This is a genomic window from Sphingobium sp. TKS (assembly GCF_001563265.1).
Classification (GTDB): domain Bacteria; phylum Pseudomonadota; class Alphaproteobacteria; order Sphingomonadales; family Sphingomonadaceae; genus Sphingobium.
In genome coordinates, this window is record NZ_CP005084.1 from 501,748 (window position 1) to 527,445 (window position 25,698).

The 25,698-nt window shown below is 60.6% G+C and carries 27 protein-coding genes and 2 pseudogenes; 15 read left to right on the forward strand and 14 right to left on the reverse strand.

Annotated elements, in window-relative coordinates:
- Positions 1-106 precede the first annotated feature (106 nt).
- Entirely contained in the window at positions 107-766 is a 660-nt protein-coding gene (locus tag K426_RS23080; protein WP_066562769.1) for a sigma-70 family RNA polymerase sigma factor, read from the forward strand.
- A 184-nt stretch (positions 767-950) separates the two neighbouring features.
- Here the strand turns inward: K426_RS23080 and K426_RS23085 are convergent, their stop codons facing one another.
- Together K426_RS23085 and K426_RS32225 are read right to left on the reverse strand one after the other, a co-directional pair.
- Positions 951-1,295: a hypothetical protein gene (locus K426_RS23085; RefSeq protein WP_066562770.1), complete on the reverse strand. Its 345-nt coding sequence runs from the start codon at positions 1,293-1,295 to the stop codon at positions 951-953.
- Between the two features lie 30 nt (positions 1,296-1,325).
- Positions 1,326-1,499 carry a hypothetical protein gene (locus K426_RS32225; RefSeq protein WP_197672813.1) on the reverse strand — a complete coding sequence of 58 codons (174 nt, stop codon included), beginning with the start codon at positions 1,497-1,499 and terminating at the stop codon, positions 1,326-1,328.
- A gap of 311 nt (positions 1,500-1,810) precedes the next feature.
- Between K426_RS32225 and K426_RS23090 the strand changes: the two genes are divergently transcribed.
- From K426_RS23090 to K426_RS23105, 4 genes are all read left to right on the forward strand, one after another.
- Positions 1,811-2,836 (forward strand): IS110 family transposase, encoded by a 1,026-nt coding sequence (locus K426_RS23090; protein ID WP_066562771.1) that lies wholly within the window; start codon positions 1,811-1,813, stop codon positions 2,834-2,836.
- 343 nt (positions 2,837-3,179) lie between these two features.
- The gene (locus K426_RS23095) at positions 3,180-3,527 is read left to right on the forward strand and encodes a glycine zipper 2TM domain-containing protein (RefSeq protein ID WP_066562773.1); all 348 of its coding nucleotides are present in this window, start codon (positions 3,180-3,182) and stop codon (positions 3,525-3,527) included.
- Between the two features lie 148 nt (positions 3,528-3,675).
- Positions 3,676-3,891: a hypothetical protein gene (locus tag K426_RS23100; protein WP_066562775.1), complete on the forward strand. Its 216-nt coding sequence runs from the start codon at positions 3,676-3,678 to the stop codon at positions 3,889-3,891.
- A gap of 298 nt (positions 3,892-4,189) precedes the next feature.
- On the forward strand, positions 4,190-5,089 hold the full coding sequence (locus K426_RS23105) for a MucR family transcriptional regulator (RefSeq protein WP_066562776.1): 900 nt from the start codon (positions 4,190-4,192) through the stop codon (positions 5,087-5,089).
- A gap of 180 nt (positions 5,090-5,269) precedes the next feature.
- On the opposite strand, the gene K426_RS23110 is transcribed toward K426_RS23105, so the two are convergent.
- The 4 genes and pseudogenes from K426_RS23110 to K426_RS31885 form a co-directional block, all read right to left on the reverse strand.
- On the reverse strand, positions 5,270-6,079 hold the full coding sequence (locus tag K426_RS23110) for an arylamine N-acetyltransferase family protein (RefSeq protein ID WP_066563873.1): 810 nt from the start codon (positions 6,077-6,079) through the stop codon (positions 5,270-5,272).
- 251 nt (positions 6,080-6,330) lie between these two features.
- The gene (locus tag K426_RS31515; RefSeq protein WP_145907626.1) at positions 6,331-6,678 is read right to left on the reverse strand and encodes a hypothetical protein; all 348 of its coding nucleotides are present in this window, start codon (positions 6,676-6,678) and stop codon (positions 6,331-6,333) included.
- Between the two features lie 2 nt (positions 6,679-6,680).
- Complete coding sequence (locus tag K426_RS32010; protein ID WP_162492914.1) at positions 6,681-7,088, reverse strand: hypothetical protein; 408 nt, start codon at positions 7,086-7,088, stop codon at positions 6,681-6,683.
- Between the two features lie 115 nt (positions 7,089-7,203).
- Positions 7,204-7,341, reverse strand: a pseudogene (locus tag K426_RS31885) (integrase catalytic subunit); the annotation flags it as partial.
- 348 nt (positions 7,342-7,689) lie between these two features.
- On the opposite strand from K426_RS31885, the gene K426_RS23125 reads away from it, so the two are divergent.
- Complete coding sequence (locus tag K426_RS23125; protein ID WP_066562783.1) at positions 7,690-7,887, forward strand: hypothetical protein; 198 nt, start codon at positions 7,690-7,692, stop codon at positions 7,885-7,887.
- Complete coding sequence (locus K426_RS23130) at positions 7,877-9,949, forward strand: recombinase family protein (RefSeq protein WP_066562785.1); 2,073 nt, start codon at positions 7,877-7,879, stop codon at positions 9,947-9,949. The genes K426_RS23125 and K426_RS23130 overlap by 11 nt, the downstream gene beginning before the upstream one ends.
- A gap of 23 nt (positions 9,950-9,972) precedes the next feature.
- On the opposite strand, the pseudogene K426_RS23135 reads toward K426_RS23130, so the two are convergent.
- Positions 9,973-11,009, reverse strand: a pseudogene (locus K426_RS23135) (IS3 family transposase); the annotation flags it as partial.
- 732 nt (positions 11,010-11,741) lie between these two features.
- Between K426_RS23135 and K426_RS23145 the strand changes: the two are divergent.
- The 3 genes from K426_RS23145 (at position 11,742) to K426_RS23155 (ending at position 14,683) form a co-directional block, all read left to right on the forward strand.
- Positions 11,742-12,149, forward strand: coding sequence for a glycine zipper 2TM domain-containing protein (locus K426_RS23145; RefSeq protein ID WP_335339806.1), 408 nt, complete (start codon positions 11,742-11,744; stop codon positions 12,147-12,149).
- 288 nt (positions 12,150-12,437) lie between these two features.
- Complete coding sequence (locus tag K426_RS23150) at positions 12,438-12,797, forward strand: hypothetical protein (RefSeq protein WP_197672814.1); 360 nt, start codon at positions 12,438-12,440, stop codon at positions 12,795-12,797.
- Between the two features lie 197 nt (positions 12,798-12,994).
- Positions 12,995-14,683: a bifunctional protein-serine/threonine kinase/phosphatase gene (locus K426_RS23155; RefSeq protein ID WP_066562792.1), complete on the forward strand. Its 1,689-nt coding sequence runs from the start codon at positions 12,995-12,997 to the stop codon at positions 14,681-14,683.
- Between the two features lie 88 nt (positions 14,684-14,771).
- Here the strand turns inward: K426_RS23155 and K426_RS23160 are convergent, their stop codons facing one another.
- The 3 genes from K426_RS23160 to K426_RS31520 all read right to left on the reverse strand — a co-directional run bounded on the left by K426_RS23160 (position 14,772) and on the right by K426_RS31520 (position 17,286).
- Entirely contained in the window at positions 14,772-15,365 is a 594-nt protein-coding gene (locus K426_RS23160; protein ID WP_145907632.1) for a cupin domain-containing protein, read from the reverse strand.
- 297 nt (positions 15,366-15,662) lie between these two features.
- Positions 15,663-16,958, reverse strand: a complete 1,296-nt coding sequence (locus tag K426_RS23165; RefSeq protein ID WP_066562796.1) for a DUF3422 domain-containing protein — start codon at positions 16,956-16,958, stop codon at positions 15,663-15,665.
- Positions 16,903-17,286, reverse strand: coding sequence for a hypothetical protein (locus tag K426_RS31520; RefSeq protein WP_145907651.1), 384 nt, complete (start codon positions 17,284-17,286; stop codon positions 16,903-16,905). Before K426_RS31520 ends, K426_RS23165 begins: the two co-directional genes overlap by 56 nt.
- A gap of 120 nt (positions 17,287-17,406) precedes the next feature.
- On the opposite strand from K426_RS31520, the gene K426_RS23175 reads away from it, so the two are divergent.
- The 4 genes from K426_RS23175 to K426_RS23195 all read left to right on the forward strand — a co-directional run bounded on the left by K426_RS23175 (position 17,407) and on the right by K426_RS23195 (position 19,814).
- The gene (locus K426_RS23175) at positions 17,407-17,685 is read left to right on the forward strand and encodes a hypothetical protein (RefSeq protein WP_066562800.1); all 279 of its coding nucleotides are present in this window, start codon (positions 17,407-17,409) and stop codon (positions 17,683-17,685) included.
- 121 nt (positions 17,686-17,806) lie between these two features.
- On the forward strand, positions 17,807-18,136 hold the full coding sequence (locus tag K426_RS23180; protein ID WP_066552878.1) for a transposase: 330 nt from the start codon (positions 17,807-17,809) through the stop codon (positions 18,134-18,136).
- A gap of 204 nt (positions 18,137-18,340) precedes the next feature.
- Entirely contained in the window at positions 18,341-19,315 is a 975-nt protein-coding gene (locus tag K426_RS30550; RefSeq protein ID WP_082749037.1) for a tyrosine-type recombinase/integrase, read from the forward strand.
- Between the two features lie 133 nt (positions 19,316-19,448).
- The gene (locus K426_RS23195) at positions 19,449-19,814 is read left to right on the forward strand and encodes a hypothetical protein (RefSeq protein ID WP_066562806.1); all 366 of its coding nucleotides are present in this window, start codon (positions 19,449-19,451) and stop codon (positions 19,812-19,814) included.
- Between the two features lie 139 nt (positions 19,815-19,953).
- Here K426_RS23195 and acs read toward each other — a convergent pair whose 3' ends face one another.
- The 4 genes from acs to K426_RS23210 all read right to left on the reverse strand — a co-directional run bounded on the left by acs (position 19,954) and on the right by K426_RS23210 (position 24,610).
- A complete protein-coding gene (gene acs / locus K426_RS23200; RefSeq protein ID WP_066562810.1) occupies positions 19,954-21,897 on the reverse strand; it encodes an acetate--CoA ligase in 1,944 nt (647 codons plus the stop codon).
- A 231-nt stretch (positions 21,898-22,128) separates the two neighbouring features.
- Complete coding sequence (locus K426_RS31890; protein WP_158511772.1) at positions 22,129-22,269, reverse strand: hypothetical protein; 141 nt, start codon at positions 22,267-22,269, stop codon at positions 22,129-22,131.
- Between the two features lie 38 nt (positions 22,270-22,307).
- Positions 22,308-23,165, reverse strand: a complete 858-nt coding sequence (locus tag K426_RS23205; protein WP_066563879.1) for an FAS1-like dehydratase domain-containing protein — start codon at positions 23,163-23,165, stop codon at positions 22,308-22,310.
- Between the two features lie 284 nt (positions 23,166-23,449).
- Complete coding sequence (locus K426_RS23210; protein WP_066563881.1) at positions 23,450-24,610, reverse strand: acyl-CoA dehydrogenase family protein; 1,161 nt, start codon at positions 24,608-24,610, stop codon at positions 23,450-23,452.
- Positions 24,611-24,774: 164 nt separating this feature from the next.
- Here K426_RS23210 and K426_RS23215 point away from each other — a divergent pair, with 164 nt between their 5' ends.
- Positions 24,775-25,698 carry a LysR family transcriptional regulator gene (locus tag K426_RS23215; protein ID WP_237230083.1) on the forward strand — a complete coding sequence of 308 codons (924 nt, stop codon included), beginning with the start codon at positions 24,775-24,777 and terminating at the stop codon, positions 25,696-25,698.

Here is a 25,698-nt window from a genome sequence, read left to right on the forward strand (position 1 = left end):
AACCAAATCGACCCGTATATAATGAGGTCCGGCGCACAATTTTAGAAAAGCGGAACCGATACTGATCCGAAATGTTCTTCTCCCGTTGATGAGAGAGGTGAACGACATGGAAGATTGCGGATCGACTGAAACGCGAACCACCCTCTCGGACGGGGATTTCAAGGAAAAGCTGGCTGGCATCATCCCCCAATTGCGTGCCTTCGCCCGTGGCCTATGCGGCGATCGCGATACCGCCGACGACCTCGTCCAGGAAACCATGCTCAAGGCATGGGCCGCACGCAGTCGCTTCTGGGCCGACACCAATTTTCGTGCCTGGACCTTCACAATCCTGCGCAACCATTATTTCAGCCAGATGCGCCGCCGCCGCTTTACCGGCGATTGGGATGAGCTTGTGGCCGACCGCTTGCTGGCGGCGCCAGCGGCCCAGCATATGTGCGTCGAGCTGCGCGATCTGACGCGCGCGCTGGCGCAACTGCCCGAATCCCAACGCGAGGCTCTGATCCTGGTGGGTGCGGGCGGCTTCTCCTATGACGAAGCGGCCGATATTATGGGGACAGCGATCGGCACGATCAAAAGCCGCGTCGCGCGCGGGCGGGATGCGCTCGAAGCGCTGATGAACGGCGGCACGCTCGACACCAAGCGGCAGGACAGCGCAACCGCCACGCCGGCCATCGTCTCCATCTTTGCCTATCTTGACCAGATACAGGGCCGCAGGGCAGGCTTGCTGGAGGCCGACAGGTCGCCGCTGCTTTCGCAAGCAGCTTGAGGCCGGACACAGGGCTGGTCAGGGATAAAAGATGCCCCGCCGGAGCCAGGCTCCACGCGGGGAAGGTTCAGGGAGAGTCACTCGAAAGGGAAGAGTGACGCTTTTGAACTTATGCCTCTCCCAGATGATTTCAAGCTCGAAGCCATTCCATAACGGATTGATCCCGTTGCTCATTGCTCATCCTTCAGGGATGCGGCGAAGCCTCCGTTGCCGCTTCGATGCGACAGTCGCGCCAGCTCGGATCACCCTTGGGAACGAAGGCCACGAAATCGCCGTCGATGATCAAGGTCGCAGCTTCGCTCTCAAATTGCTGCCCCAGCGCGGAAATGCGCCGATCGAGCCGCATCTGCACAGCGCCCGACCGGATGATGGCCTGTTTTTTTTCGATCCGAAGGAAAAAGCTTCGCCCCTGCGCGCATTTTACCTGCATGAAATCCGCCGGATGCGCCGCGGCGGAGTTGGCCGACATGAGCAGCAACGACGCCACGATCGCGATGGAGATTGTCCCGGTGTCCGGCACCGCTCGCATCGTCAAAGTTCCAGAAAAGTCGATGGCGCCTTAATCCTCGGAAGTTTCGGCGGTTCCATTCGCCAGCGCGCTTGAGATCATCGCCGCAAGCGCCTCCTCGGCCTCCTTGCGAACACCGGCATCCTTCGAGGCCAGATTGTTGCGCAGGTACAGCGGAATCCGCTCGACCACGCGAGCGATAATCGCATCTGTTTCGTCGTTCATTTCCAAAGCCTATGACCCGCCTGCGCCGGACAGGCAAGAAAGCAATGCTATGGTGAGGGAGAAAGCAGAGAGACCTCGCAAAGCACGGTCAGCTTAACCTTTGATAACAAAGCGGTTCAGCCTGGGCCCATGCGCGAGGTGGAATAAGGCCAGGCAACACAAAGATTTGAGGAGACATGGGGTAATCGCGGAGCGAGTCGCCCATCCCCTTGAGCAGCAAGCGCGGGACGACAGGGTGGTTGCCCCCCGATAAGATGGAGAAACGGGCTCACGATTTTGGACCGGGCCCAAACATCGCACGGAGAGCAACCATGGATCAGTATATCGGCCTCGATGTTTCATTGAAAGATACCGCGATCTCGATCCGGCAGGACGGAAAGCGGATTTGGCGCGGCAAAGCTCCTTCGGATCCGAAGATTTTGGCAGAGGCGATCCGCAAGCATGCCCCGTCCGCCCGACGAGTGGTGTTCGAGACAGGGCCATTATCGACATGGTTCTTTCACGCGTTGACGGCCGAAGGGGTCCCCGCGATCTGCATTGAAGCGCGCCACGCGCAGAAGATATTGGATGAAACGCTCAATAAAACTGATGCCAACGACGCCGATGGCCTGGCTCAGCTAGCCGAGGCGGGATTTTACAAGGAAGTCCGCGTAAAGTCCTTTGACGCCATGCTAACCCGCACGCTCGCAGGCGCGCGCGAGCAACTCATTCGCATCTCGACCAAGCTTGGCAATCAGATTCGTGGCGTCATGAAGACATTTGGTCTCATCGTCCCCAAGGGCGGCGGCCGCGTGTTCGAGGGACATGTTCGGGAACTTTTGGAGAAGGAAGATGGCCTGGCGAGGATCATATTGCCCCTGCTCGAAGCATGGCGCGACATCCGCAAGCAAGCTGCCGTTCTGACTCGTTATTTACTGGCCATGGCGAGAAAAAGCCGCGAGGCACAGCTATTGATGACGATCCCGGGTGTCGGTTCTGCCACGGCCGTCTCCTATCTCGTTGCCATTGAAGACCCTGATAACTTCGGTAAGTCGCGTTCAGTGGGGGCATGGCTAGGTCTTACCACACGCCGCTATCAGTCTGGTGAGGTCGATCGAAATGGTCACATTTCGAAAAGAGGCGACAATTATCTGCGCGGGCTGCTCTATGAAGCGGCAGTAGCGCTCCTTACCCGAACCAGGAGTGAAAGCAGCCTGAAAGATTGGGGGCTCGGCTTGTGTGAACGGTTGGGCTTCAAGTGCGCTGCTGTCGCCGTAGCGCGCAAACTCGCGGTCATCATGCATAGCATGCTCAAAACGGGAGAAGTCTTCAACACATCGGCCGGCGCCTCCGCATAACGGGAGCCTGCCAGGCTACCACTCTCAGCGCGTCGTCAGCTGACGCGTCGAGGCGTCCCTGCCGGGGACGTGGGTCAGGCCATTCCGCTCATACTGGCTGCAGCTCGCTAGAGACTGCGTAGGAGACATAGGAAGGCCTCGCTCGCGAAGACCCATGATGCGGCGGCTCCATGCCGACCGCGAAGACAACCCTGCTCCCGGCATACGATTATCCTCGCGCAAACAAACGACAGACTGAGACAATTGATACGATAGATTGACCGTCGCGCTGCAAACATCTGCGCGGGACGATCCTCTGTTTCCAAACCGCCTTGACGAATGAAATGCGATTAGACAACCCGTTATGACCATTCGCAAATCCATTCTCGGCATCGCTCTTGCCGCCGCCACCCTCTCGGCTGCCGTGCCGGCGACTTCGTTCGCCCATGACGGCGATCGTGGCTGGAGCCGCTATGATCGCCATGAGCGGGTTCGCTATTCTGATCGCCGCGACTATCGCGGCTATCGCGATGATCGCGGTTATCGCTGCCGCAAGTCGGGCGGGACCACCGGCCTGCTGCTCGGCGGCGTAGCCGGCGCGCTTCTGGGCCGCGCCGTCGATACGCGAGGCGACCGCGCACCGGGCACCATCATCGGCGCTGGCGCCGGAGCGCTGGCCGGCCGCGCCATCGATCGCAATTCGCGCTGCTAAGCGTTGAGGACGAGCGGCGGCGCCCAGACGGACGCCACCGCTTTGCCTTCCACGCGAGCGAAAATATGCGCCGGCCATTATCGCCTTACATCCGCCAGCGATCAAAAGATGCTATGATCATGTCGGCGGAAGTTGATGGAGGCAAGCGATGGACAGCGGAACCGAGCTGGCAATTCGAGCGATAATCCGTGCGCTGTTTCAATCCGGGGCGATCAACCGGCAACAGGTGCAAGGCATCATGGGCGCCCTCAAGGAAGCGGCCGGTGGCGCTCAGGACAATCGCGATTCCGAGACGGCAAAAGAACTGGCCGCCCTATCCAAGCACATTCATCTCGACACGGCCGTACCGCCATCAAGTGATTAGCGCCGGGTTCTATAGACCCGAACCATCGTTGTTATGCTGCGTGTGCCGCAGCTTTAGCTTTTGCATCTGAAGCGCGTGAGGTCAGGTCGATCAAGCCACGGACAGTAGCGGACACGGCGTTAATAGCCCCTTTGGTTCTGCCACGCCTTACCATTCGACGCGGCATAACATCGGGTCCAGTTTATTTGATTGCTTCATCGGGCAATCTGATCTTGGGATGCAGCCAAATCGCAATATTTACATTTGATGTTGAAGCGCGCAAATAGCGCCAACATTCCTCTCTCCACGGGTTCGCAAAATGGCCGAAGCTAATCAATCCGACATCACCGCTCTCACCGTCCAGCTTGTCAGTGCTTTTGTTTCCAACAACTCCGTCGCGAGCGACAGCCTGGCGGACTTGATCAAGACGACGCGCGCTGCGCTGACGGAAAATCCGGCAGCCGCCGCAGAGGAAGCTGCTGCTCCGACTTTCACGCCCGCCGTGTCGGTGCGCAAGAGCCTGTCGTCGCCCGATCACATCATCAGCCTGATCGACGGCAAGCCGTACAAGACCTTGAAGCGCCATCTCGCGGCGAACGACCTCACCCCTGAGCAATATCGCGAACGCTATAAATTGCCGAAGACCTATCCGCTGGTGGCTCAGAGCTATTCGGAATCCCGGCGCGCCGTCGCGGAAAAGATCGGCCTGGGCAAGAAGCCGGTCGCCGCTGCCAAGCCTGCTGAGGCGGCCCCGAAGACACCCAAGAAAGCAGCCTCAGCTCCAGCGAAGAAGCCTGCGAAGGCTGCGGCTGTCCCTGCTGCAAAGGCTGCCCCCGCCGTGGCCGACGCTCCGAAGGGTGCTGCGAACCCTGCACCTGCGCCGGTGAAGAAAGCCGCCAAAGCGAAGGATTCCACCCCCAAGGCCGCCCCGCTTATCTCGAACCGTTTAACCAGTGCCAGCGCCGCACCCGCCACAGCGAAAGGCGAAGCGCGCAAGCGTCTGGGAATAGCGGGTCCAAAAGCGGATAAGGCCAATGCCAAGGTCGAGCCTGCTCCAGCCGCAGAAGCTGCGAAGGCCAAGCCCGCAAAGAAGGTTGGCGCCGCTCCCAAGGCAAAATCGGCATCCAAGCCCAAGACGTTGAAGGCTGCGCTTGAAGCTGCGGGCTCGCACCTTGGCACTGATGCCAAGGCGGCCGAACCCGCACCAGTGAAAGCCTGATGAACCACGGGAGCGGGACCGTCAGTCTCGCTCCCGCTACAGTTTCGAGGCCGACGGTCCTCGACAATGAATGCAAGAGGCGCATGCGATGACTGTTTCGCGCACGCCCCATCCAAATCACCTCGCCTGTCTTTTTCTACGACAACCGAAAGACACTGGCGCCCCGTTCTGCGATAGACGCTATGCGGTGATTTCCCGCACATGTTCCCAGATGGCGTCTGTCCGAGGCTCATCGATCTGGAAAATGCCAGCCAGCAGCGCCGCAAATTCCGGTGCGCTTCCGATCGGCCTTTCGACCACACCCTGAGGCGTCGTCGTCCGCCACATGCCGTTAAGGATGCTTTCGATGCGGTTGGGAAAATGGCGCTGCAGCAGGAGATTGCCGGCAAACGGAGACTCCTCGCTTTCGAGCAGCCAGCGCTGCGCATTTTCAAGAGCGGCCTCGTCTGCATAGTCCGCCTGGAAATCGAAGGTCGGCGCCCCGCCATGAGGGTGATTATGGAAACGCAGCCAGTTTCCGTCCGCCTGCCCGATCGAAAATTCATAGCCGCGTTGCGTCGACGATCCGATCGCCAGGGGAATGGGATCGACAAGCGCGTCGCCCAGTCCTGCCTCCGCAAGCCAGGGCTCATCCAGATCTACACGGAGGGTCAGATGATTGCCGATGACGTTATCGCCGAGTTCCGCGCGGCGAACCGCTCCGCAAAGCCGCGTCACGGCAAAGCCACAGGCGGACAAGGCCGCGCCAAGCAGGCCGTTCATCTCATAGCACCAGCCGCCCCGGCGGCGATCGATCATCTTGGCGAAGGCGTCCTGGGGATCGATGCTGGAGGGCCAGCCCATGAAGCAGTCGATCGTTTCCCAGGTGAAGCTATAGGAGTGGGCACGGTGGATCGAGATCAACGCTCCAAGATCGGGCCGTTCCGGCCGCCGGATGCCAATCCGCGCCAGATAGGCTTCGAACTCAGTATCCGTCAGTCTCGTCTGCATGACCTCATCCCCTCCGTCGGTAAATGACCATAGATGCTTGCCGATTGCCATAGCCGATCATTTGGAAGAGAAATTTAGGGAAGGGAGCCAACATCGGACATGCCGTGAAGCCGCCTCTTCGACCTCGGTAGTGTCAGGAAGTGGCGCGATACCGTGCGGCACACCTCCGGGGCTCGCCAGACGGTCCATTTCCATTCCCTGCTATCGAACCGGATGTGCAGATCTCCCACATTCGGCTCTCGGACAAGACGTCATGCCTCCACCGACGGCGGGCGGGCCTGTGTCGTTCGTTTCCCTCGACCCTTGCCGCCAGTTTCCTCGACAGCATATTCCAGCCAGGATTGGATCGGATACAGCCGGCTCGGATCGACGATCCGGCGCAATAAAGGTTTCATCAGCTCAAGTCGAGGAATGGTGCCGAAGTCGTCAGCAAGGTCGGCGTCCATAACATCCGGATGGCCAGGGAACACCTGCTCCTCCACCTCAACCACGCCCTGCTGGGCATAGCGCCATGCTCGCCCCGCAAGATGGTCGGGGAGTGGTCCGTCATTTTTTGGGTGAGTGCGATGAAAAAGCTGCCGTTCGATAGAGTTGCCCAATCCTAGGTATCGATCACTCGTCCAATCAGCAATTTTTCTCGCATGATGGTCTGAGACATGGAGATCACGTGATCTACGCCTTCAATGGTGATCGCCAAAGTTCCTTGTTCGGTGATTTCAATTAAACTTTTCGACTTTAGATACCATAGATGAAACTCAAAATGCTCATCCGAACAGTTCAACATCTTCTGGACGAAATATCGGCCAACCCCGGCATCCTGAGCATTTTCCCTTCTCCTTTTATATAGAAATAACAGGATTTTAGCATGCGCGTCTGCGTCAGCATTCGCAGTTTTTTCGTCATCGACTTCAACATTCGCAGAAAATATAAACCCGGTTTTGCCGGTGTAGAGAAGGTCATACTGAGCGCGCTGGTCGGGATTTCTGAGCGCCTTATACGCCTCGATCACCTCATTGAATTTCGTGACGTCAGCCGTTTCCACATGGTCGGGGTGGTATTTCTTCGCAAGAAAGCGATAGGCAGTTTCCAGTGATCGGCCCCCACCGAGTGGTCCGGGTTGATTGTTAGTGCATTGTCGCCTCCGGCGCCATGGCCGGCCGCAGGTGGAGCGAAGCGGAACCGGAGGGCGGCCATGGCGCCGTCGCCGTTTCCGGGGCCGGTGGTCGATAGCCCAGCGAGCTATGCGGCCTGACGGTGTTGTACAACACGGCGACGCAACGCCCACGGGACCGATATCCGGGAAGTTATCTATCAATGGCACCCCTGGAGGGGTCGGCCGATCCACGTGCATCAAGCCGTGGAACGCGCCGGGGGGATTGTTTTTCGGTGCAACCTCACAGGTACGACGTCCGATCGCTTGCTTGAGATTCCGGCGTGGATGTTTGACCGCGCTGTTTGTACCATGACGTGCCTTGAAGCTGCATCTCGCGTGGATATCGGCGCGCTGAGCGCGCTGTCCAGACTCCTGCAGGTGGCAGCCAAGAAGATTTCGGCTTCATCGGTTTCGAGCGCAGCATTCAGCCCTCACGACTCGTATTCGGGAGGTCTTGATGGCACGCAAGCCGATGACAGTGCAGCTCGATCTGTTCTCCAGCCCCAGCGGTTCCGGGATCGCGCAGCTTCCGCGATGGCAGACCCTGCCGCCGCCGACACGCCAAGCGTTGATGCCGCTGATCGTACGCCTGCTACTCGAGCATATCGACAGCGATCCCGTCGCGGAACCACGGGAGACGTACGATGAACTTTGAGAAGATCGGCCCGCAGCATCTCGAACGCAAGGCGATCCTGTATGTGCGGCAGTCCTCCCCCCATCAGGTCCTTCACAACCGGGAGAGCAGCGCTCTGCAATACGCAATGCGTGATCGCCTGGTCACTCTGGGGTGGTCTCGCATTGAGACCGTCGACGAAGATCTTGGCCGATCAGCCGCAGGAGGTGTGACACGCGCTGGTTTCGACCGGATGGTTGCCGAGGTCTGCCTCGGCAAAGTCGGTGCAGTCGCTGCACGGGAAGTTTCGCGCTTCGCCCGCAACAGCCGTGACTGGCAACAGCTTATCGAGATGTGCCGGGTCGTCGATACGGTGCTGATCGACCAAGAGACTGTGTACGCCCCGCGCCAAGGCAATGACCGGCTGCTGCTTGGCCTGAAGGGCAGCCTCAATGAGTATGAACTGGATCTTCTGCGCCAGCGTTCGCTCTCGGCCCGCTACGAGAAGGCCCGGCGCGGTGAGCTGATTGTTGCGGCCCCGGTCGGCTTCGTGAAGGTCGGCGACCGGATCGAGAAGGATCCTGATCGTCGGGTCCAAGAAGCCATCGCCCTGGTGTTTGACAAGGTCGCCGAGCTCGGCAGTGCACGGCAAGCGCTGCTCTGGTTTATCGAGCATGGGCTGGACCTTCCCGCCAAGCGCAACAACGGCGATGTCGAGTGGCGCAAGCCGAACTACGCAACCATTCACCGGATGATCGAGAACCCGATTTACGGTGGCGCCTATGCCTATGGTAAAAGCCGCACCGCCACCGGATATAATGGCGGCGGTATGCGATCGCAGAGTCGCCGCAAGGCGCGGGACGAGTGGCTGGCGCTCATCCCTGGTTCGCACGAAGGCTATGTCAGTTGGGAGCGATCGGAGATTATCCGCAAGATGGTGAGCGACAATGTTCCCACTAGTCGGCATCATGGGGCGCCCAAGCATGGCGATGCGCTGCTCGCCGGGCTCGTCCGTTGCCGGCGGTGCGGCCGCAAGCTGACCGTGCGTTACACCGGTGCCAGGCATGATATTCCCCGCTATTCCTGCTGGCGGGGCCTGCTCGACAATGGCGAGCCGCGTTGTATCGCATTCGGCGGATTACGCGTCGATGATGCGATCGAGCAGGCGCTCATTCCGGTCCTCGAACCCGGAGCGATTGCGGCCGCGGTTGAAGCCGAAGCACAAGCAGCCAGTCGCCGCGATCAGGTCCGCGACGCGCTGATGCGCGATTTCGAAGCGGCCCGTTACGAAGCCGATCGGGCCTTCCGACAATACGATGCGGCCGATCCTCAGAACCGGTTGGTAACGGCGGAACTGGAAGCCCGATGGAACCGCGCACTCACGCGCGTCAGTGAAGTGGAAGCCAGGATCGCCGCGCATGATGCCGCGATGCCGCAACCAGCGTCGACGTCCCTGAAGGAGATCGACGGCCTTGCCGCCGATCTCAGAGCCGTCTGGAAAGACCCGCAGACCGATGCGCGCTTGAAGAAGCGCATCGTGCGCACTCTCATCCAAGAGGTAATCGCTGACATCGACGGCGACGCATCCGAGATCGTGTTGCTGATCCATTGGGCGGGCGGCGTCCATACCGAGTTACGACTGCCCAAGCGCCGCAAGGGACAGCGTAACAGCACCCCGGCCGACGTCATTGTCGCCGTGCGCCAACTCGTGCTCATCGCCAATGACGACCTGATCGCTGGGATCCTCAACCGGAACGGGCTGATGACCGGGCACGGCAACCGCTGGACGCGTGAACGGGTCACCGCGCTGAGGTCGCATCACAAGATTCCGGTCTTCCGCGCAGGAACCGATGGCGATGTTTCATGGCTGAACTTGAGCCAGGCGGCCCGCCAAATCGGCGTGACCCCGAAGACGCTCCGGGTCGCAGCGGAAGCCGGCGAGATCAAAGGCATCCATCCTCTACCGGAAGGACCATGGATATTCAGCCGGGCCGAACTTGGTGGATCTGCCGCCCATCAACTCGTAAACCGCGCCCGGAAAAACCCAAAATACCCCACGGGATCGCATCCCGATCAGCAAAGCCTATTTACTTCAACAACATAGACAGATGGGTGTTATGAAGCAGGATTGTAGTGCCGCCGCCAGGCTTCGATCAGGATACGGGCTTCGGCCAGCGTGTAGAAGATCTCGCCGTTGAGCAACTCGTCGCGCATCGAGCCGTTGAAGGACTCGCAGTAGCCATTCTCCCACGGGCTGCCGGGTGTGATATAGAGCGTCTTCACGCCGATCTTCGCCAACCACTGCTGGACGGCTGTGGCGATAAATTCAGGGCCATTGTCCGACCGTATGTGTGCCGGCGGGCCCCGCGTGACGAACAGCTCGGCCAGCGCCGCCAGCACGTCCTCGCTCCTGAGCCGCCGTGCCACCGGCAGGGCCAGGCACTCCCGGCTGGCTTCGTCGATGATCGACAGGATGCGGAACTTGCGGCCATCGTGAGTGCGACCCTCGACGAAGTCGTACGACCATACGTGCCCCGGATACTCAGGTCGCAGCCGGATACACGATCCGTCATTGAGCCAGAGACGGCCGCGCTTCGGCTGCTTTTGCGGCACCTTGAGCCCCTCGCGCCGCCAGATGCGCTCGACCCGTTTCCTGTTCACATGCCAGCCGGCATCGCGCAGCAAGGCGGTCACCCGGCGATAGCCGTAACGGCCATACTGCCGAGCAAGCGCGATGATGTCCTCGGTCAGAGCCACTTCGTCATCCGCCCCGCGCGACGCCTTACGCTGTGTCGATCGATGCTGTCCAAGCACACGGCAGACCCGTCGCTCGGACACCCGCATCATCCCTCGGATGTGATCGATACAGCGCCGTCGCCGCGCGGGGCTCAGTAGTTTCCCCTGGCGGCCTCCTGCAGGATCAGCTTGTCAAGCGTCAGGTCCGATACCGCCTGCCGAAGCCGCGCATTCTCCCGCTCCAGGTCCTTCATCCGCCGCGCCTGGTCCATCTTCAGGCCGCCGTACTCCTTGCGCCAGCGATAGTAGCTCTGCTCCGTGACGCCGATCCGGCGGCAGGCGTCGGCCACCGTCCCGCCCTGCGCCAGCACGATTTCCGCTTCACGCAGCTTGCCGATGATCTCCTCGGGCTTGTGCTTCCGTGCCATTCCATTCCTCCTTCGTGGTCCAGACTATGATAGTCGATGGGCCACTCAGAAGGGGGCAGATCACCAGCGCACGCGCGTCACAGTTCGGACTGACCTGCAAAATCTTGTAGTAATCAATAAATGGTTCGCCATTCGTCATCACAAATCGTCCCCACTCCGTGCGAACCTTCTTTATGCCAGCCTGGATAAAATCCAACAACCATTCTGAAACCCATCGGCATTGTCAGCGGCGGGAGCGACATTCTCAAAGCAGATCACACGCCGCCAGGCGTCCGTCTGCAGCGAAGCGAGATCTACGCCACTCTGTAACGGCATCGCGCTGGTCGCGGATGACGGCCTCCGTCACGACCTCAACAGTTTGCGGGATGTCTTGCAAACGCGCCGACCTGTCTCGACGTATAATCAAGGCGGTCCGCCGCACCGGCGATGGCGGAGCGATTGGCTTCAATCGCATGAACCTGCATGGACAGGGTCATGACGGCAAGCCCCACGGCGGCACACAGCCAGCCGGACGAAGCCGCGGATATGCTGGCCTATTCCGAGAATGACGGCCCTTCAATGCAATATGCGACAATAATGATTGTGAGAGGCGATCGTAGGATTGGGCAATGACGCGCCGTAAACGCGATCTGTTGCTGAACGATTGCTGACTGCCCCGTTCAGAAATACGCCAGAGACGGATGGTAATAACGCTGCTCGTCGAGACGTAACCGTCTGTGGAGGAGGTGAAAAATGATGCGCAAACCCCTAATGGCACTTTCCCTGGCTGCTTCAATACTGGCAGGCCTGCCATCTCTGGCCCATGCCCATGACGGCCGGGGAAGTTGGTATCGGTACGAAGAATATCATGATGACGGCGACGATGACGATGACGATGACCGTCCGCATTACCGCCGCAGTTATTATGAGGAGCGGGACTATCAGCGCCCCCGCTATGCCGAACCACGGCGCTATTATCGTGGTGAGCGCCACTATCGTTGTGGCGGCAGCGGAACGACGGGGCTGCTGCTGGGCGGTGCGGCAGGCGCATTGCTGGGACGTTCGGTCGATCGCTATGGCGATCGGGCGCCGGGGACCATTATCGGTGCGGGCGCAGGCGCCTTGCTGGGCCGGGAAGTCGACCGCAACTCCGATTGCTGACCAGGATTATCCAGGCACAATGGTCTGAATTCCCTTTGATGGCGGGAGGATGTGGGGGGTGGAACCGTTATGGAACCACGCCCCTCTTTGCTGGAGCGGGTTCAGATCGAGTTCAGCGCACCTATGCTTGAGTGACAGACTAGAGCAGAATCCGACCCGCTTGCATCGGATCGGCTGCTCTAGATCTTTGTTTTGCCGCGTTTTCCGAGTCAGCTGATTCTATCCGCTTGGAAAACGCTCTACCCCTTCCGCCGGGTGCGGACAGGGCAAAGAATAAGGAGGCAGGAGATGAAAATGCTCCGTAACGCGGCCTTTGGGCTGATGTTGGCAGCGTCCATGCCAATCAGCGTCACGCCTGCGGAGGCACGCGATCATCATCGTTATTATTCGCGTCACTATGACAATGATACGGCGCTCGCCTTGAGCGCAGGAATTGTCGGCTTGGCCATCGGCGCGGCCATCGCATCGGATCGGCCGCGCTATTATTACGATGATGATGATTATTATTATCGCGAACGATATTACCGACCGCATTACCGGTCATATAATTACTATTATTACGACAGCTATCCGCGCTATTATGACAGGCGGTGGTATCGCCATAACGATCGGCATTGGCGTCACCATCATGATGACGATGATGATTGATACGGGCAGCGGATGGCCTATTACGGCGTAACCGACCGCAAATGCGTCAGCGCAATTGAGGCTGTAGCGCACTGGGAGACGGCTGACTTTTCGCTTTGATGACCAGAGAAGTTTGCATACTTTGCGGATGGAGGGCTTGACGAACCCCCATCTTCCCCGCTCCCTTCGTGCGCATGTGCATGAGGGGGGTGGACGGAATGAGGCCTGAAGGACGCTTGCGGGTTGCTGCGGGACATGCCTCCGAGCAGGGCGCGAGACCCGATAATCAGGACTTTGTCGGCATCTATGCCGCGACGGAAACCGAACGCATCCGCCATGGCATGATCGCCGCCCTGGCCGATGGGGTCGGCGGGGCGCGGGGTGGACGGATCGCTGCTGAGTTGGCCATTCGCGCGCTGATCGAAGGACTTTACGACCAGCCCGACACCATCGGCACGCCCGCGGCGGTCCAGCGTGTGATGGCGCCGTTCAACCGCTGGCTGGCCGCCATGGGACGGACGGAGACGATGGCGCATGCCGCGACGACCTTCACCGCGCTCATTCTCAAGGGCCGTCGCGCCCATCTCTGCCATGTAGGTGACAGCCGCGCCTGGCACTATCGCGAGGGACGCCTGACCCTTTTGACCGAGGATCATAGCCGGTCTCATCCCGACCAGAAGCATATCCTCTATCGCGCACTCGGCATCGAGGAGCATCTCCGGCTGGACCATCACCAGATCGTGCTGGCCGAGCATGACCGGCTCCTGCTCACCAGCGACGGGGTCCATGGCAGCCTGTCGCCAAAGCGGCTGGAAAAACTGCTGGGAGCCCGCAATTCCGCCGAGGCCGACGCCATCGCGATCGTCGATGCCGCCCTGTCGGCGGGCAGCGCCGACAATACAAGCGCGGTGGTGCTGGACGTTGTGAGCCTTCCCGCCATCGACCACGACAGCGTCGCCAGCGACATTGCGCGATTGCCCATTCTCGCTCCACCCCGAGAGGGGGATAGCGTGGACGGCTTCCGCCTCGACAGCCTCCTGTCGGATGGCCGTTATGCCCGCCTGTTCCGCGCGACCGACACGCTGTCGGGCGGACAGATGGTCGTCAAATTCCCCAAACCCAACCTTCTTTCCGAAGGCGGCGCCCGTCTGGCTTTCGCGCGCGAAATGCTGGTGGGCAGCCGTGTCTCCAGCCCGTTCGTGGCTGCGGCCGTCCCCGTTCCTCCCGACAGGCAGACCCGACTCTATGGCGTCCAGCCCTTCTATGACGGCGAGACGCTCGAAAAGCGCCTTGCGCGTCCTGTCTCGCTCGAAGATGGGCTGGCCATCGCGATCAAGCTCACCCGCGCCGTGGCCGCCCTGCACCGGCTCGACATCATCCATCGTGATATCAAGCCCGACAATGTCCTGTTGCTGCGCGATGGCGGGCTGAAGCTCATCGATCTTGGCGTCGCGCGCCTGCCCCGGATCGAGGAATTTGCGAGCAAGGAGGTTCCCGGCACCTTCAGCTATCTTGCCCCCGAAATGTTCGCCAAAAATGCGGGCGACGAAGGGACCGACCAATATGCGCTGGGCGTCACGCTCTGGCGCCTGTTCGCCAGGCGCTATCCCTATGGCGAAATCGAGGCGTTCAGCCGACCGCGCTTTCGCAAGGCCGCCCCGCCCAGCACGCACAGACCCGAATTGCCGGCCTGGCTGGACAATATCCTGACGCGCAGCGTGGCCATCGATTCCAGCGACAGGTTCGGTGACGTCATCGAACTTTTGCGCGCCCTTGAGGGCGGCGCAGCGGTCGCCCGCGTCAACCAGCGCGGGCTTCCCTTCATCGAACGCGACCCTGTCCGTTTCTGGCAAGTCGTCTCGCTCGTGCTGGCCATCATGGTGATCGTCGCATTGGTGACGCGCTGAGCTGGTTTGGAAAGCATCGGGGAATCGAAGCCGCCTGACCGGAGGTGATCCTTCCGGTCAGGCAGATCGCCCCGCGGTCGCCTGAACATTATTGGCAGTTAGTCGGCTTATTTTCATCGATCCGGAAGCCTACCCCGGCGGGCGATATGCGGATGCCGATAAACTCTGCGATATTGCCCGTGGCGTTGCGGATCTGATGGATGCGAAATGCCTGCTCGATGAACGACTGGCCCGCATGATAGGTTTGCCAGGTGCACAGGGGATTGCCACCATCATACCACTGAATTTCGCCTTCGGTGACGGTAATGAATACCGGCGCGGGGTGCGAGTGCCATCCGCTATAGCCGCCCGGCTGAACCGTCAGACGATCCGCGCCCACATCAGAGTCGGCCTTGGTCTTCAGGAACAAATCCCATTTCTCGACCTTGTCGGCCTTCACATCGAGTGAACCGTAATGCCCCGTCACTATAGGCGCGGGAGCAAAGCCCGAACCACTTGTCGCCAAGGCGGGCAGAGCGGTCAAAATCGCCGTGGCAGCCGCTGTCATCGGAAGGACGACGCGTGATGGGTTGAGGTGCTTCATCGCCAATCTCCTGTTCACCGGAAGAAGTGTAGCGACCGGATTATCATTATCCCAAGTCAAGGACGTGCATGTGATGGTTGCTCTTTTGCGGAACAGCACAAAGGTCCGCGTCGAGGTTCATTGATGCGGAACTGATTCGGAGAGAATTAGCTAATCTGGATTATGCTCGCGTCCGGAAGCGAAGACTATGGCGCAGAGGGATTATGTCGATCGATGAATGAATCAGATTCGTTTGGCCTATTTCACCTGATGAATAGCAAACTCACGCGCATAGGTGCATGGTCAGCGCTCCTCTCCCTTGGAGGAACCCAACGGCCCCGCCTCAACCCCCTTCTGAGGCGGGGCTCATTGCGGTGCGTGAAGTTGCGACTGGACGATGCGGCCTGGAGCTGACTTTCAATGCCCATCTGCGGGTAACCGCTTGACCTTCCGGATTTGGCCGATGCCCAAGAAAACCGTGATGATCGTCACCGGGAACAGCGCGATATCGACCCAACCGGGCAAATGCAGCCCCTGCAGCTCCAACGCCTCCTTCAAATGATGCCAGAGACCGAGCGCGTAATAGCTGATCGCCACGACCGACAGTCCTTCGACCGTATGCTGGAGCCGCAATTGGAGGGCAGTCCGGCGATCCATGGATGCCAGCAGGTCACGGTTGCGGCGGGCGAGAGCGGTGTCAACCCGGGTACGCAGCAAGGCGCTGGTCCAGGCGGTGCGCTGCGCCAGATCTTCCAGGCGGCGGGTGAAGGCGTCGCAGGTGCGCATGGCCGGGAGCAACCGCCGCTCGGTAAAATCATCGAGTGAGCGGTAGCCGCGAACCGGCACGACGGCGAGGCGACGGATACGGTCGCGACAGATTTCCGCATAGGCCTGCGTGGCGCTCATCCTGTAGCGGGTGCGCGCCACGATTTCGGCCAGTTCCGTGCTCAGTGCAGAAAGCTGCTCCAGCACCTGATCAGCGTCCGTATCATTCTGCGCGACGCGGCTGGTGATGGCCGTCAGCCTTTGCTCAAGCTCAGTGAGCAGCGGCGTCGCCTGTTGCGCTTCGGGCAGACCGAGCAGGGCTATCTTGCGGTAATTGCCCAGTTCCTGGAGCCGCTGGACGAGTTGTGAGCTTTCACCGCCTTGCAGACCCTTGTCATGGATAAGCAGCCGGCCAAAGCCGTCCTCATGCAAGCGGAAGTCGCTCCAGATGCGGGCATGGCCATCCGCGACATCGGATATGATGAGGTCATCGGTGGCGAAATGCGCGGCGATGGCGGCGGGTAGCGGTTCGTTCATGACCATCGCGATCTGAGTAGAACGGATCACGCGACCGGGAATCTCCGCCATCCAGTGCGGCACATTGCCAAAAGGAGTAAGGTCGAACAGCGTCGCGCCTTCGACTGGCGCAAGAAAACTGTATGTCATATATTCGGTGTGACGCTCCCAGGAAAAATGGAGATCGTCGATCCGGACGGAAAGAAAGCGGTCGCCGGTCTTGAGGATGGGAAAGCGTTCGTAAAGAAGGGCGATAGTTTCATGGGCCTGCTGTTCATCGACCAGCAACACGAATTGTAGAGCAAGAGCCGGTGCATCGAAGCGGGGCAGGCCGCGAATATGCATTTCCCGCGAGAGCGAAGCGCGTAGCGGGTGGTTACGCTGGCTGAGCGCCGCGAACGGATCGGCCTGGATGCTGGTCATGTCGTCCATGTGCGGTTTTCTGCCTCGGCATGGTTGCATTAAAAAGTCCGGCGATGCCGTGACTATCAACTGTTACTTCGGCGGGATCGCGATTGGCAATTGATCCTGCCCGAAAGGATGATGGCAGGTCTGGAAATGTCCGCAGCACCTTCCATGCTCGGCCCCATTTCGAACCCTCATCAATCACCATTTCGTGATCGTGGGATCGGTCGATGATGTGTTGATGATTGAGGATGCCGCGGGTGGCCGCTTTCATCTCGTGATGGCAGAGGCAATGGGTCGCCCGTCGCGTGATCAGGTGGATGTGGAGCTTTATGCGATCGGCATAGGTTCGCATAGGAATTCCGGAAAGTTCCGCCAAATCCTATGCATTTTCAACGGAAACCAACCTTTCTCGCTCTCGAGAAGCTATGTCCGCATGCGTAAATGAACATCCTCTCCAAGGGAGGATGCCGATATGAGCTGGTATGAACATCTGGCGGCGAAGATCGGGCTGAGGATCGCGGGCCTGATACTTCTCATCTCCGCCTGGCCTGAAGGCGGGCTGCTGCGCAGGTTGGTCATGGAAAACCCGACGGCAGACATGAACGCGACAGAATTGCTGCTCGCCGCGCTGTTGTTTTTAAGTGCCAGCGGCGGGGCAGCACTGACGGCGATGGGATCGCGCCTGTGGGAACCGGTGAAACTCTCGGCCCGCTGGTCTGGGCATGACCGGGATCAACGCGCGCGCTCCTGACGCCCTTGGTAGGCGCTGGCCGGTATCGCTCCGGTGAGGGCCGCCTTGCGGTGATCCGCTGATATTTTGACATGGCACCGGTGCAAGCACTGGTGTTTGCACCGGTACTAAGGACGGTGCGATGAGTCAGATCACGGTAATTTCGGGGCCGGAGCGGCGGCGGGTATGGAGCGACCAGCAGAAGCGCGAACTGGTCGCGGCGGTTTCGGCGCCCGGTGCGAACGTGGCGGAGATTGCCCGCCGTGCCGATCTGCGGCCGAACCAGATCTACAGATGGCGACGGCAGATGGGGCAGGCAGCGCAGGGCTTTGCCGAGGTGCAGGTGCAAGCCGATCCGGTGCCAGTGATCGGATCGGCGATCACCGTCGAGTTTGAGCGGGCGATCGTGCGCATTCCCGCTGGCGCATCACCTGGGCTGGTGTCGGCAGTGCTGCGGTCGGTCAAGCCGTGATCCCAGTTCCTTCCGGCGTTCGGATATGGATCGCAACGGGGCACACGGACATGCGGCGTTATGCGGCGCGTGGGATTATGTGGAGTCCTGGGCGGCCAGGCTAATTTTACTTAATAAATACATGCTGATGAGAGATCTGTGCGGGCAGGAACTCAGCATAATCTAGACTTCCCAAGCGCCGATCCGGCGCACGGGAGAGAAGTCATGAACATCAATGAGAGACCGACCACGGCACCAAGGATCATGGATGCCGGTGAGTTGACGCCGTGGGTCGCTGTGTTCGCTGACGAGCTCGGTTCGCCGAGGCACACGCCGCTGACCATCCGATGTTACATCGATTGCGCTCGTCATTTTGCCGCTTGGCTTGTAATCGAGAACGTCGAGCTCAGTGAAGTGGGAGACGACGCTCTTGGCCGGTTCGCCAAGCACCGTTGTCGTTGCGGGGGTTATCGACGCGCCGTGCCGCACTTGACCAGCTATCTGAGCCGCGTTCATCGTTTTGTCGTGTTTCTCGCCGGACGCGGTGTCGTCGCGCCGCTGGCTGAAGCGATTGCCAGCCCCGTCGATCCCTTGGTTCGTGATTTCCAGGAGTGGCTCATGCGCCATCGAGGCATTCGCGACCGAACGGCCGTGCGGCACGGAAGGATGATAATGCGACTGCTCCCTTCGCTGGGATCAGACCCACATGCATACAACCCAGCGGAGATCAGAATGGTTATTCTAAATGAGGCCCAGCGCTGCTCTGTAGCGTACACCAAGACGATGATCACCGCTCTGCGCGGATACTTGCGTTTTCTGGCCGCCGCTGACCTGTGTCGTCCTGGCCTTGAACACGCAGTACCGCGCATTCCACAATGGCGACTCTCATCATTGCCACGCTATCTGTCGCCTGATCAGGTCGACCGGATCGTCGCTTCCTGTGACCTGAGAACCAGACGGGGCATTCGCGATCGTGCGATTCTGCTCCTCCTGGCGCGCCTCGGACTGCGCGCGGGCGACATTTGGGAGATGCGCCTTGGGGACATCGATTGGGATTCTGGAACCTTGCGGGTGAAGGGCAAGGGGCGCTGCGAGACTCTTCTTCCCTTGCCTCAGGATCATAAACCCTCCCATCGCGAAATATTTGCGATCGGGCCGGTGAATTTTTTTGACTCTTGCGCTACGGCTCGGAAGAGGTGAGCATGAACAAGCGCAAGCATCCCAGACAGTTAAGGTCGGCCGACGAAACCGTGCTTGACCTGACTGTCCTGGAGGGGGATCGTCGATCGAGACCGCTAAGGCCGAGATAAAAAAGATCGACCTGGATCTCGATATGCGGGTGAAGCTGATCCTCAAAGGCGGTGCTGCCGATAAGATCAACATCCGAATTGTGGCCATGGAGGCTTGGAAGAGGGAATTGGAAAAAACTCTGGCGGCTGCCAACGAGCCGCCGGCGCTCCTGCATCCAAACATGGGGCATCATTATCGCGAGCAGTTGGACGAGAATGTATCATGCACTGCAGGAGGATTGCGAAGCGGCTTGCAGCAGGCGGCGATCGCGGGAGTGCCGGGTGCCCCTGCCGGCGCGTCGGAGAGCGCGTTTCCGGTCAGCGAGGGTAAAACAAAAAACCCGGCGTGTGGCCGGGTTTTTTTGGTTGCGGGAGCAGGCAACCATCTTAACTCGCCCAATCAATATTAGAAACCCACAAACAGCTTTGATCTCATTCCATTGCTCGCTTTCTTCGAACACGCAAAGGCAAAGACTCGTTTAGCGTGTTGAGGGCAGGTGCCTTCGACTGGGGCCGATCTATTTGAGGTCCCTGGCCCTTAACCCAACCTTACCCCTGACGGTTGGCGACCAGATTATCCACAACCGAGGGATCGGCAAGTGTACTAATGTCCCCCAGCGCCTGGGGCGAGACCTCCCCTTCCGCGATCTTGCGCAGGATGCGGCGCATGATCTTGCCGGAGCGGGTCTTGGGCAGGCCGGGCGCGAACTGGATCACGTCGGGCGTCGCGATCGGCCCGATCTCGGTCCGCACCCATTTGATCAGCGTCTTGCGCAGTTCCTCGCTCGCTTCCTTCCCGCTGTTCAGCGTCACATAGGCGTAGATGCCCTGTCCCTTGATGTCGTGCGGAAAACCGACGACCGCCGCCTCGGCCACCGCCTCATGCAGCACCAGCGCGCTTTCGACCTCGGCCGTGCCCATGCGGTGGCCCGACACGTTGATCACGTCATCGACGCGCCCGGTGATCCAATAATAGCCGTCCGCGTCCCGCCGCGCCCCGTCGCCGGTCGTATATTTGCCGGGGAAGGTGGTGAAATAGGTCTGGAAGAAGCGCTCATGATCGCCCCAGACAGTGCGCATCTGCCCCGGCCAGCTCTGCGCGATGACCAGATTGCCTTCGGCCGCGCCGTCCAGCACATGGCCCTCCGCATCGACGATCTGCGGCACGACGCCGGGCATCGGCAGCGTGGCGGAACCGGGCTTGAGGTCCGTCGCGCCCGGCATCGGCGCGATCATCGCTCCGCCCGTCTCGGTCTGCCACCAGGTATCGATGATCGGGCAGCGATCCTCGCCCACGACATGATGATACCAGCGCCAGGCCTCCGGATTGATCGGCTCGCCCACCGTGCCCAGCAGGCGCAGCGACTGGCGGCTGGTCGAGTGGACGAACTCGTCCCCCTCCTTCATCAGCGCGCGCAGCGCCGTGGGGGCGGTGAAGATGGTCTGCACCTGATGCCGGTCGACCACTTCCCAGATGCGGCTGGGCGTCGGGTAATTGGGCACGCCCTCATACATCAGCGTCGTCGCCCCGTTCGCCAGCGGGCCGTAGACGATATAGCTGTGCCCCGTGACCCAGCCGATGTCCGCCGCGCACCAATAGATGTCGCCGGGCCGGTAGTCGAAACACAGCTCATGCGTCAGGCTGGCCCAGAGCAGATAGCCCCCGGTGCTGTGCAGCACGCCCTTGGGCTTTCCCGTCGAACCCGATGTGTAGAGGATGAACAGCGGATCTTCCGCCTGCATCGGCTCGGGCGCGCAATCCGCCGACACCTTGGCCGCCTCCTCATGCAGCCACAGGTCGCGGCCCTCGGTCATGGCGATAGCCCCGCCGGTCGCCTGGACGACGATGACCTTGCGGACGCTGGTGCACAGCTTCAGTGCCGCGTCGACATTGGCCTTGAGCGGCACTTGTCTGCCTGCGCGGCGGCCCTCGTCGGCGGTGATCACCAAAGTCGAATCGCAATCGACGATCCGCCCCGCCAGCGCTTCGGGCGAGAAGCCACCAAACACCACCGAGTGGATCGCCCCGATCCGCGCGCAGGCGAGCAGGGCGAAGGCGGCCTCCGGAATCATCGGCATGTAGACGGTGATGCGGTCGCCCTTCTTCGCGCCCGCGCCCTTCAGCACATTGGCGAAGCGGCAAACCTCTTCATGCACCTGGGCATAGGTGTAGCGGCGCGGCTCGGCGTCCGGCGCGTCGGGTTCCCAGATGATCGCGGTCTGGTCGCCGCGCTTGGCCAGATGCCGATCGATGCAGTTGACGCTGACGTTCAGCACGCCGTCGGCAAACCATTTCACCCCGAAATCGGCCTCGGCAAAGCTGCTCTCATCGGTTTTCGTGGGAAAATTCACCCAGTCGAGCCGCCTGGCCTGCTCCAGCCAATAGGCGTCGGTATCCCCGATCGACCGCGCATAATCCGCCGCGCGCCCATCCCGGTCGAACAGGGCAGATGTCGCCCATTCCGCAGGAACCGGGAAAAAATCGTCAGACATGCAGCATCCTTTCCAATGCGAAACCCTCGCTTTTCAAAAAGCTTCCAGATCGAAGGCTCCGATCGGCCAGATCTCGGTGCAGCTTTAGCCATCATCCTCTCAAAACAGGAACGATTGCTGCATCAATAACTTCAATTACGTTGGACGCGGCCGTGAGACGGAACCCTATCGACTTCAACCAGGTACAAAAGATCGCTGGCGATTATACTGTTCTGGGATTGTATTGTCAGATCAAAATACCGTCCGATAGAGTATCGCGTCCGCCAGGCACTGATCGAAAATTTCGGGATCGCTGCGCTTGTACCGCAACTGTAACGGCGCGTCCTTGCTTACGACGATAAGTTCGCCCATTGTCTCGCCCTGTTCGTCCACGGCGAATGCCCCTTTCAGCTTTCTGACGATCCGTTCAGTCAGGCCCTCACAGTGGCGGTGGCGCTCATCACCTGGCGCCCGTCACGGGCGAAGGCGCCAAGCTCATGCCCGGTACCCGCCGAACGTAGCGCAAGGTGGAGCACCTCGCCGCCAAAGGCCGGGGCAACTCCACGAAAGGCGAAGGTCGCCAGCGCCTGTTCGCCCAGTTCACGGCGCGCCAGATCCAGCAGGAAGCTCGCCATCAGCGGCCCGTGGACAACCAATCCGCGATAGCCTTCCTCCCCCCTTGCATAAGGGAGGTCGTAGTGGATTCGGTGACTGTTGAAGGTCAGGGCGGAATAGCGGAACAGAAGCGTCTCGCCCGGGGTGATCGTGTGAACAGTTCCCCATGGCGCGGGATCGAAGGCATCCGCGCCGGGCAGCGGCGGAGCAGGCGGCGCACCAGCGGCCGAAGCATCCCGATAGACGATCGTCTGCACCTCGCGCACGCCAATCTCGCCGCCAAACCTCGTCTCATGTTCGACTTCAAGGAACACTAACGGTCCCGTGCTGCCCTGCTTGGGCTTGATCGACTTCACCTGTGAGACCCGCTCGACATTTTCCCCGATGGGGAGGGGACGCAGAAACTCGACCGCGCTCGATGCCCACATCCGGCGCGGAAGCGGGATCGGCGGGAGAAAGCTGTCAGCCGAAGTGTCGCGCCGGGGATGTCCGTCCTGCGCCAGACCGGCGGTGGGCGCATCGGGCACGCACAGGCACCAGTGCAGGCCCTGCGGCGCAAAGCCTTCTTGCGCGGCGGGCCGGTTGAACGTCGCGCACCAGCGGGCGACGAGCGAAGTATCCACCCGGTCTTCGCGGCGCTCTTCCCGTCCTACCCAACCATCCCATTCGGTCATTGCGCCCTCTCCTTCCATTTTGCGCAGCGCCCATGCCGCTGGCGATGACCTGCGCCCGGTTCCCGGCGGCGGCTTCGAAAAGGTCGAGGATGCCGCGTCGAATGGTTTCCGCCCTGGTATCCTGTCTGGAAGCGGTCAGGCAAACTCCCTTCTGAGACTGGGGCCATGTTCGTCGAGTTCCGGCACGCGGCGCGCCGTCAGCGTCTCAGGAAACGGCGGATGCGGGGATGGACACGGCGCCACCACCTGCTCGAGCGACACAACCAGGAGGCCCGAGGGCTTCATCAGAAACTTTTCGGCAGATCGAGGACATGGGTGGCGACATGGCTGAGGATCAGGTTGGTGCTGATCGGCGCCACCTGATAGAGCCGCGTCTCACGGAATTTACGCTCGACATCATACTCCTCGGCGAAACCAAATCCGCCATGGGTCTGGATGCACATGTCGGCGGCGTACCAGCTGGCCTCTGACGCCAGCATCTTGGCCATATTCGCCTCGGTGCCGCAATCCAGCCCCTCGTCGAACATCCGGGCCGCCTTGTCGACCATTTCAGCAGCGGCGGTCAATTGCACATAAGCGCGCGCGATCGGGAACTGAATGCCCTGATTTTGGCCGATCGGACGTCCGAACACCTCCCGGTCCCTGGCATAGGCAGACGCGCGATCGATAAAGAAGCGCCCGTCGCCGATGCACTCGCTTGCGATCAGGATTCTCTCGGCATTCATGCCGGACAATATGTACCGGAACCCATTGCCTTCATTACCGATCAGGTTTTCCACCGGCACTTCGAGATCGTCGAAGAAAAGCTCTGTCGTGGCGTGGTTCAGCATCGTGCGGACAGGACGAATCGTCAGCCCCTTGCCGATCGCATCGCGCATGTCGACCAGCAACACGCTGATGCCGTCCGACGGCTTGGCGCATTCGTCACGAGGGGTGGTTCGACAGAGCAGGACCATGAGGTCGGAATGCTCGGCGCGACTAATCCAGATTTTCTGTCCGTTCACAACATATTTGTCGCCCACCCTCTTTGCGAAGGTGCGAATGCGGGTCGTGTCGGTCCCCGCCGTGGGCTCGGTCACGCCAAAGGCCTGCAGTCTCAGCTCGCCCGACGCGACCTTGGGGAGATAGGCCTGCTTCTGCGCCTCGGACCCATGTTTCAGGACCGTTCCCATCGTGTACATCTGGGCATGGCAAGCGCCGCCATTGCATCCGGAGCGGTGAATTTCCTCCAGGACCGCCGTGGCGGCCTGCAACCCCATACCGGACCCGCCATATTCTTCAGGTATCAAGACGGAAAGAAAGCCGGCCGTCGTCAGAGCATTCACGAATTCGGCCGGATACGCCCGGTCGCGATCGAGATGCTGCCAATATTCTCCTGGAAAATCCGCGCACAGCCGCCGGACCGCCTCGCGGATTTCGGGAAAGCTTTCCTGTTCGTGACTCATCTCAATCCCTTCTGTCGGGATCATTCTTTTCCGATTGCTGCGAAAGGGTCCACTTCCCATTCAGCCTATCGGATATGCATTGAAAGCATAGCTCGCGAAACCTATACAGCGGCATGGACCTTCGACAGTTGCGTCACTTCCGGCAGATCGCGGAAAGCGGAAGCGTGTCTGCGGCCAGCGCCATTCTTCATGTTGCCCAGCCGGCGCTCAGCCGCCAGATGCAGGCGCTCGAACGCGAGCTGGGAACAAAGCTCTTCCTGCGTACCGGCCGGGGCGTCGTCCCGACGCCCGCGGGCAACGCCCTGCTCGACGAGGCGCGCCTGCTGCTGGAAGAAGCCGACAGGGTGAGCCGCCGGATCCGGGGCCTGGGCGAGCGCCTGTCCGGCGAAGCCACGATCGGCCTGTCGCCGACCATCGGGCGATTGCTGACCCTGCCCCTGGTCCAGCATGTCCAGATTCATTATCCCGGATTGCGTCTGCGCATTGCCGAAGCGTTCAGCGGCACATTGCTGGAATGGCTTCAGGCCGGCCGGATAGACGCCGCGATCCTGTACCATATGCCGGCGGGCGGCTCCCTGCGCTCGAACCTCATAGCTGAAGAGCCTCTATCGATTCTCAGCGGCGGCAAGGAAGTGCCTTTTCCCGTCGGCGCGACGGTGCCGATCGCCGATCTGGTCGGATTTCCCCTCGTGCTGCCAACGCCGCAACATGGGCTACGCAAGATGATCGACGACCATGCGGCGGCCAATGGCGTCACGCTGGATCTCATGCTCGAGTTCGACTCGCTCGATGCGACGATTGCACTGGTGCGGCAGGGGGCCGCGCTCACCATCCTTCCCCGGTCTGCGGTCCGATCGGAACTGGTCGCGGGCACGCTGAGAGCATGGCACGTCGGCCCGCCGCCACTCGTCCGCCCATTGATCATCGCAACGGCCGCCCAGCGCGCCGACGCGATAAGCGGCCAGCAAATTGCCGCCCTGCTGCGCAGAATCATCCTATCGAACGCGCAGGACGGCGGCTGGCGCATCGCCCCGGCGATGGCGGATGACGCAACAGAAGGGGGACGGTCGAAGCCATCGGGCTTTTGA

What these genes read in the sequence shown, in the direction of transcription:
- K426_RS23145 (WP_335339806.1), top strand. Translation starts at nt 11,742, where the DNA reads ATGATGCGCAAACCCCTAATGGCACTTTCCCTGGCTGCTTCAATACTG.
- K426_RS23180 (WP_066552878.1), top strand. Translation starts at nt 17,807, where the DNA reads ATGAGTCAGATCACGGTAATTTCGGGGCCGGAGCGGCGGCGGGTATGG.
- K426_RS23085 (WP_066562770.1), bottom strand. Translation starts at nt 1,295, where the DNA reads ATGCGAGCGGTGCCGGACACCGGGACAATCTCCATCGCGATCGTGGCG.
- K426_RS23210 (WP_066563881.1), bottom strand. Translation starts at nt 24,610, where the DNA reads ATGAGTCACGAACAGGAAAGCTTTCCCGAAATCCGCGAGGCGGTCCGG.
- K426_RS30550 (WP_082749037.1), top strand. Translation starts at nt 18,341, where the DNA reads ATGAACATCAATGAGAGACCGACCACGGCACCAAGGATCATGGATGCC.
- K426_RS23095 (WP_066562773.1), top strand. Translation starts at nt 3,180, where the DNA reads ATGACCATTCGCAAATCCATTCTCGGCATCGCTCTTGCCGCCGCCACC.
- K426_RS23100 (WP_066562775.1), top strand. Translation starts at nt 3,676, where the DNA reads ATGGACAGCGGAACCGAGCTGGCAATTCGAGCGATAATCCGTGCGCTG.
- K426_RS23130 (WP_066562785.1), top strand. Translation starts at nt 7,877, where the DNA reads ATGAACTTTGAGAAGATCGGCCCGCAGCATCTCGAACGCAAGGCGATC.
- K426_RS23125 (WP_066562783.1), top strand. Translation starts at nt 7,690, where the DNA reads ATGGCACGCAAGCCGATGACAGTGCAGCTCGATCTGTTCTCCAGCCCC.
- K426_RS23155 (WP_066562792.1), top strand. Translation starts at nt 12,995, where the DNA reads ATGAGGCCTGAAGGACGCTTGCGGGTTGCTGCGGGACATGCCTCCGAG.
- K426_RS23195 (WP_066562806.1), top strand. Translation starts at nt 19,449, where the DNA reads ATGCGGGTGAAGCTGATCCTCAAAGGCGGTGCTGCCGATAAGATCAAC.
- K426_RS23105 (WP_066562776.1), top strand. Translation starts at nt 4,190, where the DNA reads ATGGCCGAAGCTAATCAATCCGACATCACCGCTCTCACCGTCCAGCTT.
- K426_RS23150 (WP_197672814.1), top strand. Translation starts at nt 12,438, where the DNA reads ATGAAAATGCTCCGTAACGCGGCCTTTGGGCTGATGTTGGCAGCGTCC.
- K426_RS23090 (WP_066562771.1), top strand. Translation starts at nt 1,811, where the DNA reads ATGGATCAGTATATCGGCCTCGATGTTTCATTGAAAGATACCGCGATC.
- K426_RS31520 (WP_145907651.1), bottom strand. Translation starts at nt 17,286, where the DNA reads ATGCGAACCTATGCCGATCGCATAAAGCTCCACATCCACCTGATCACG.
- K426_RS23110 (WP_066563873.1), bottom strand. Translation starts at nt 6,079, where the DNA reads ATGCAGACGAGACTGACGGATACTGAGTTCGAAGCCTATCTGGCGCGG.
- K426_RS23080 (WP_066562769.1), top strand. Translation starts at nt 107, where the DNA reads ATGGAAGATTGCGGATCGACTGAAACGCGAACCACCCTCTCGGACGGG.
- K426_RS23175 (WP_066562800.1), top strand. Translation starts at nt 17,407, where the DNA reads ATGAGCTGGTATGAACATCTGGCGGCGAAGATCGGGCTGAGGATCGCG.
- K426_RS32225 (WP_197672813.1), bottom strand. Translation starts at nt 1,499, where the DNA reads ATGAACGACGAAACAGATGCGATTATCGCTCGCGTGGTCGAGCGGATT.
- K426_RS23165 (WP_066562796.1), bottom strand. Translation starts at nt 16,958, where the DNA reads ATGGACGACATGACCAGCATCCAGGCCGATCCGTTCGCGGCGCTCAGC.
- acs (WP_066562810.1), bottom strand. Translation starts at nt 21,897, where the DNA reads ATGTCTGACGATTTTTTCCCGGTTCCTGCGGAATGGGCGACATCTGCC.
- K426_RS23205 (WP_066563879.1), bottom strand. Translation starts at nt 23,165, where the DNA reads ATGACCGAATGGGATGGTTGGGTAGGACGGGAAGAGCGCCGCGAAGAC.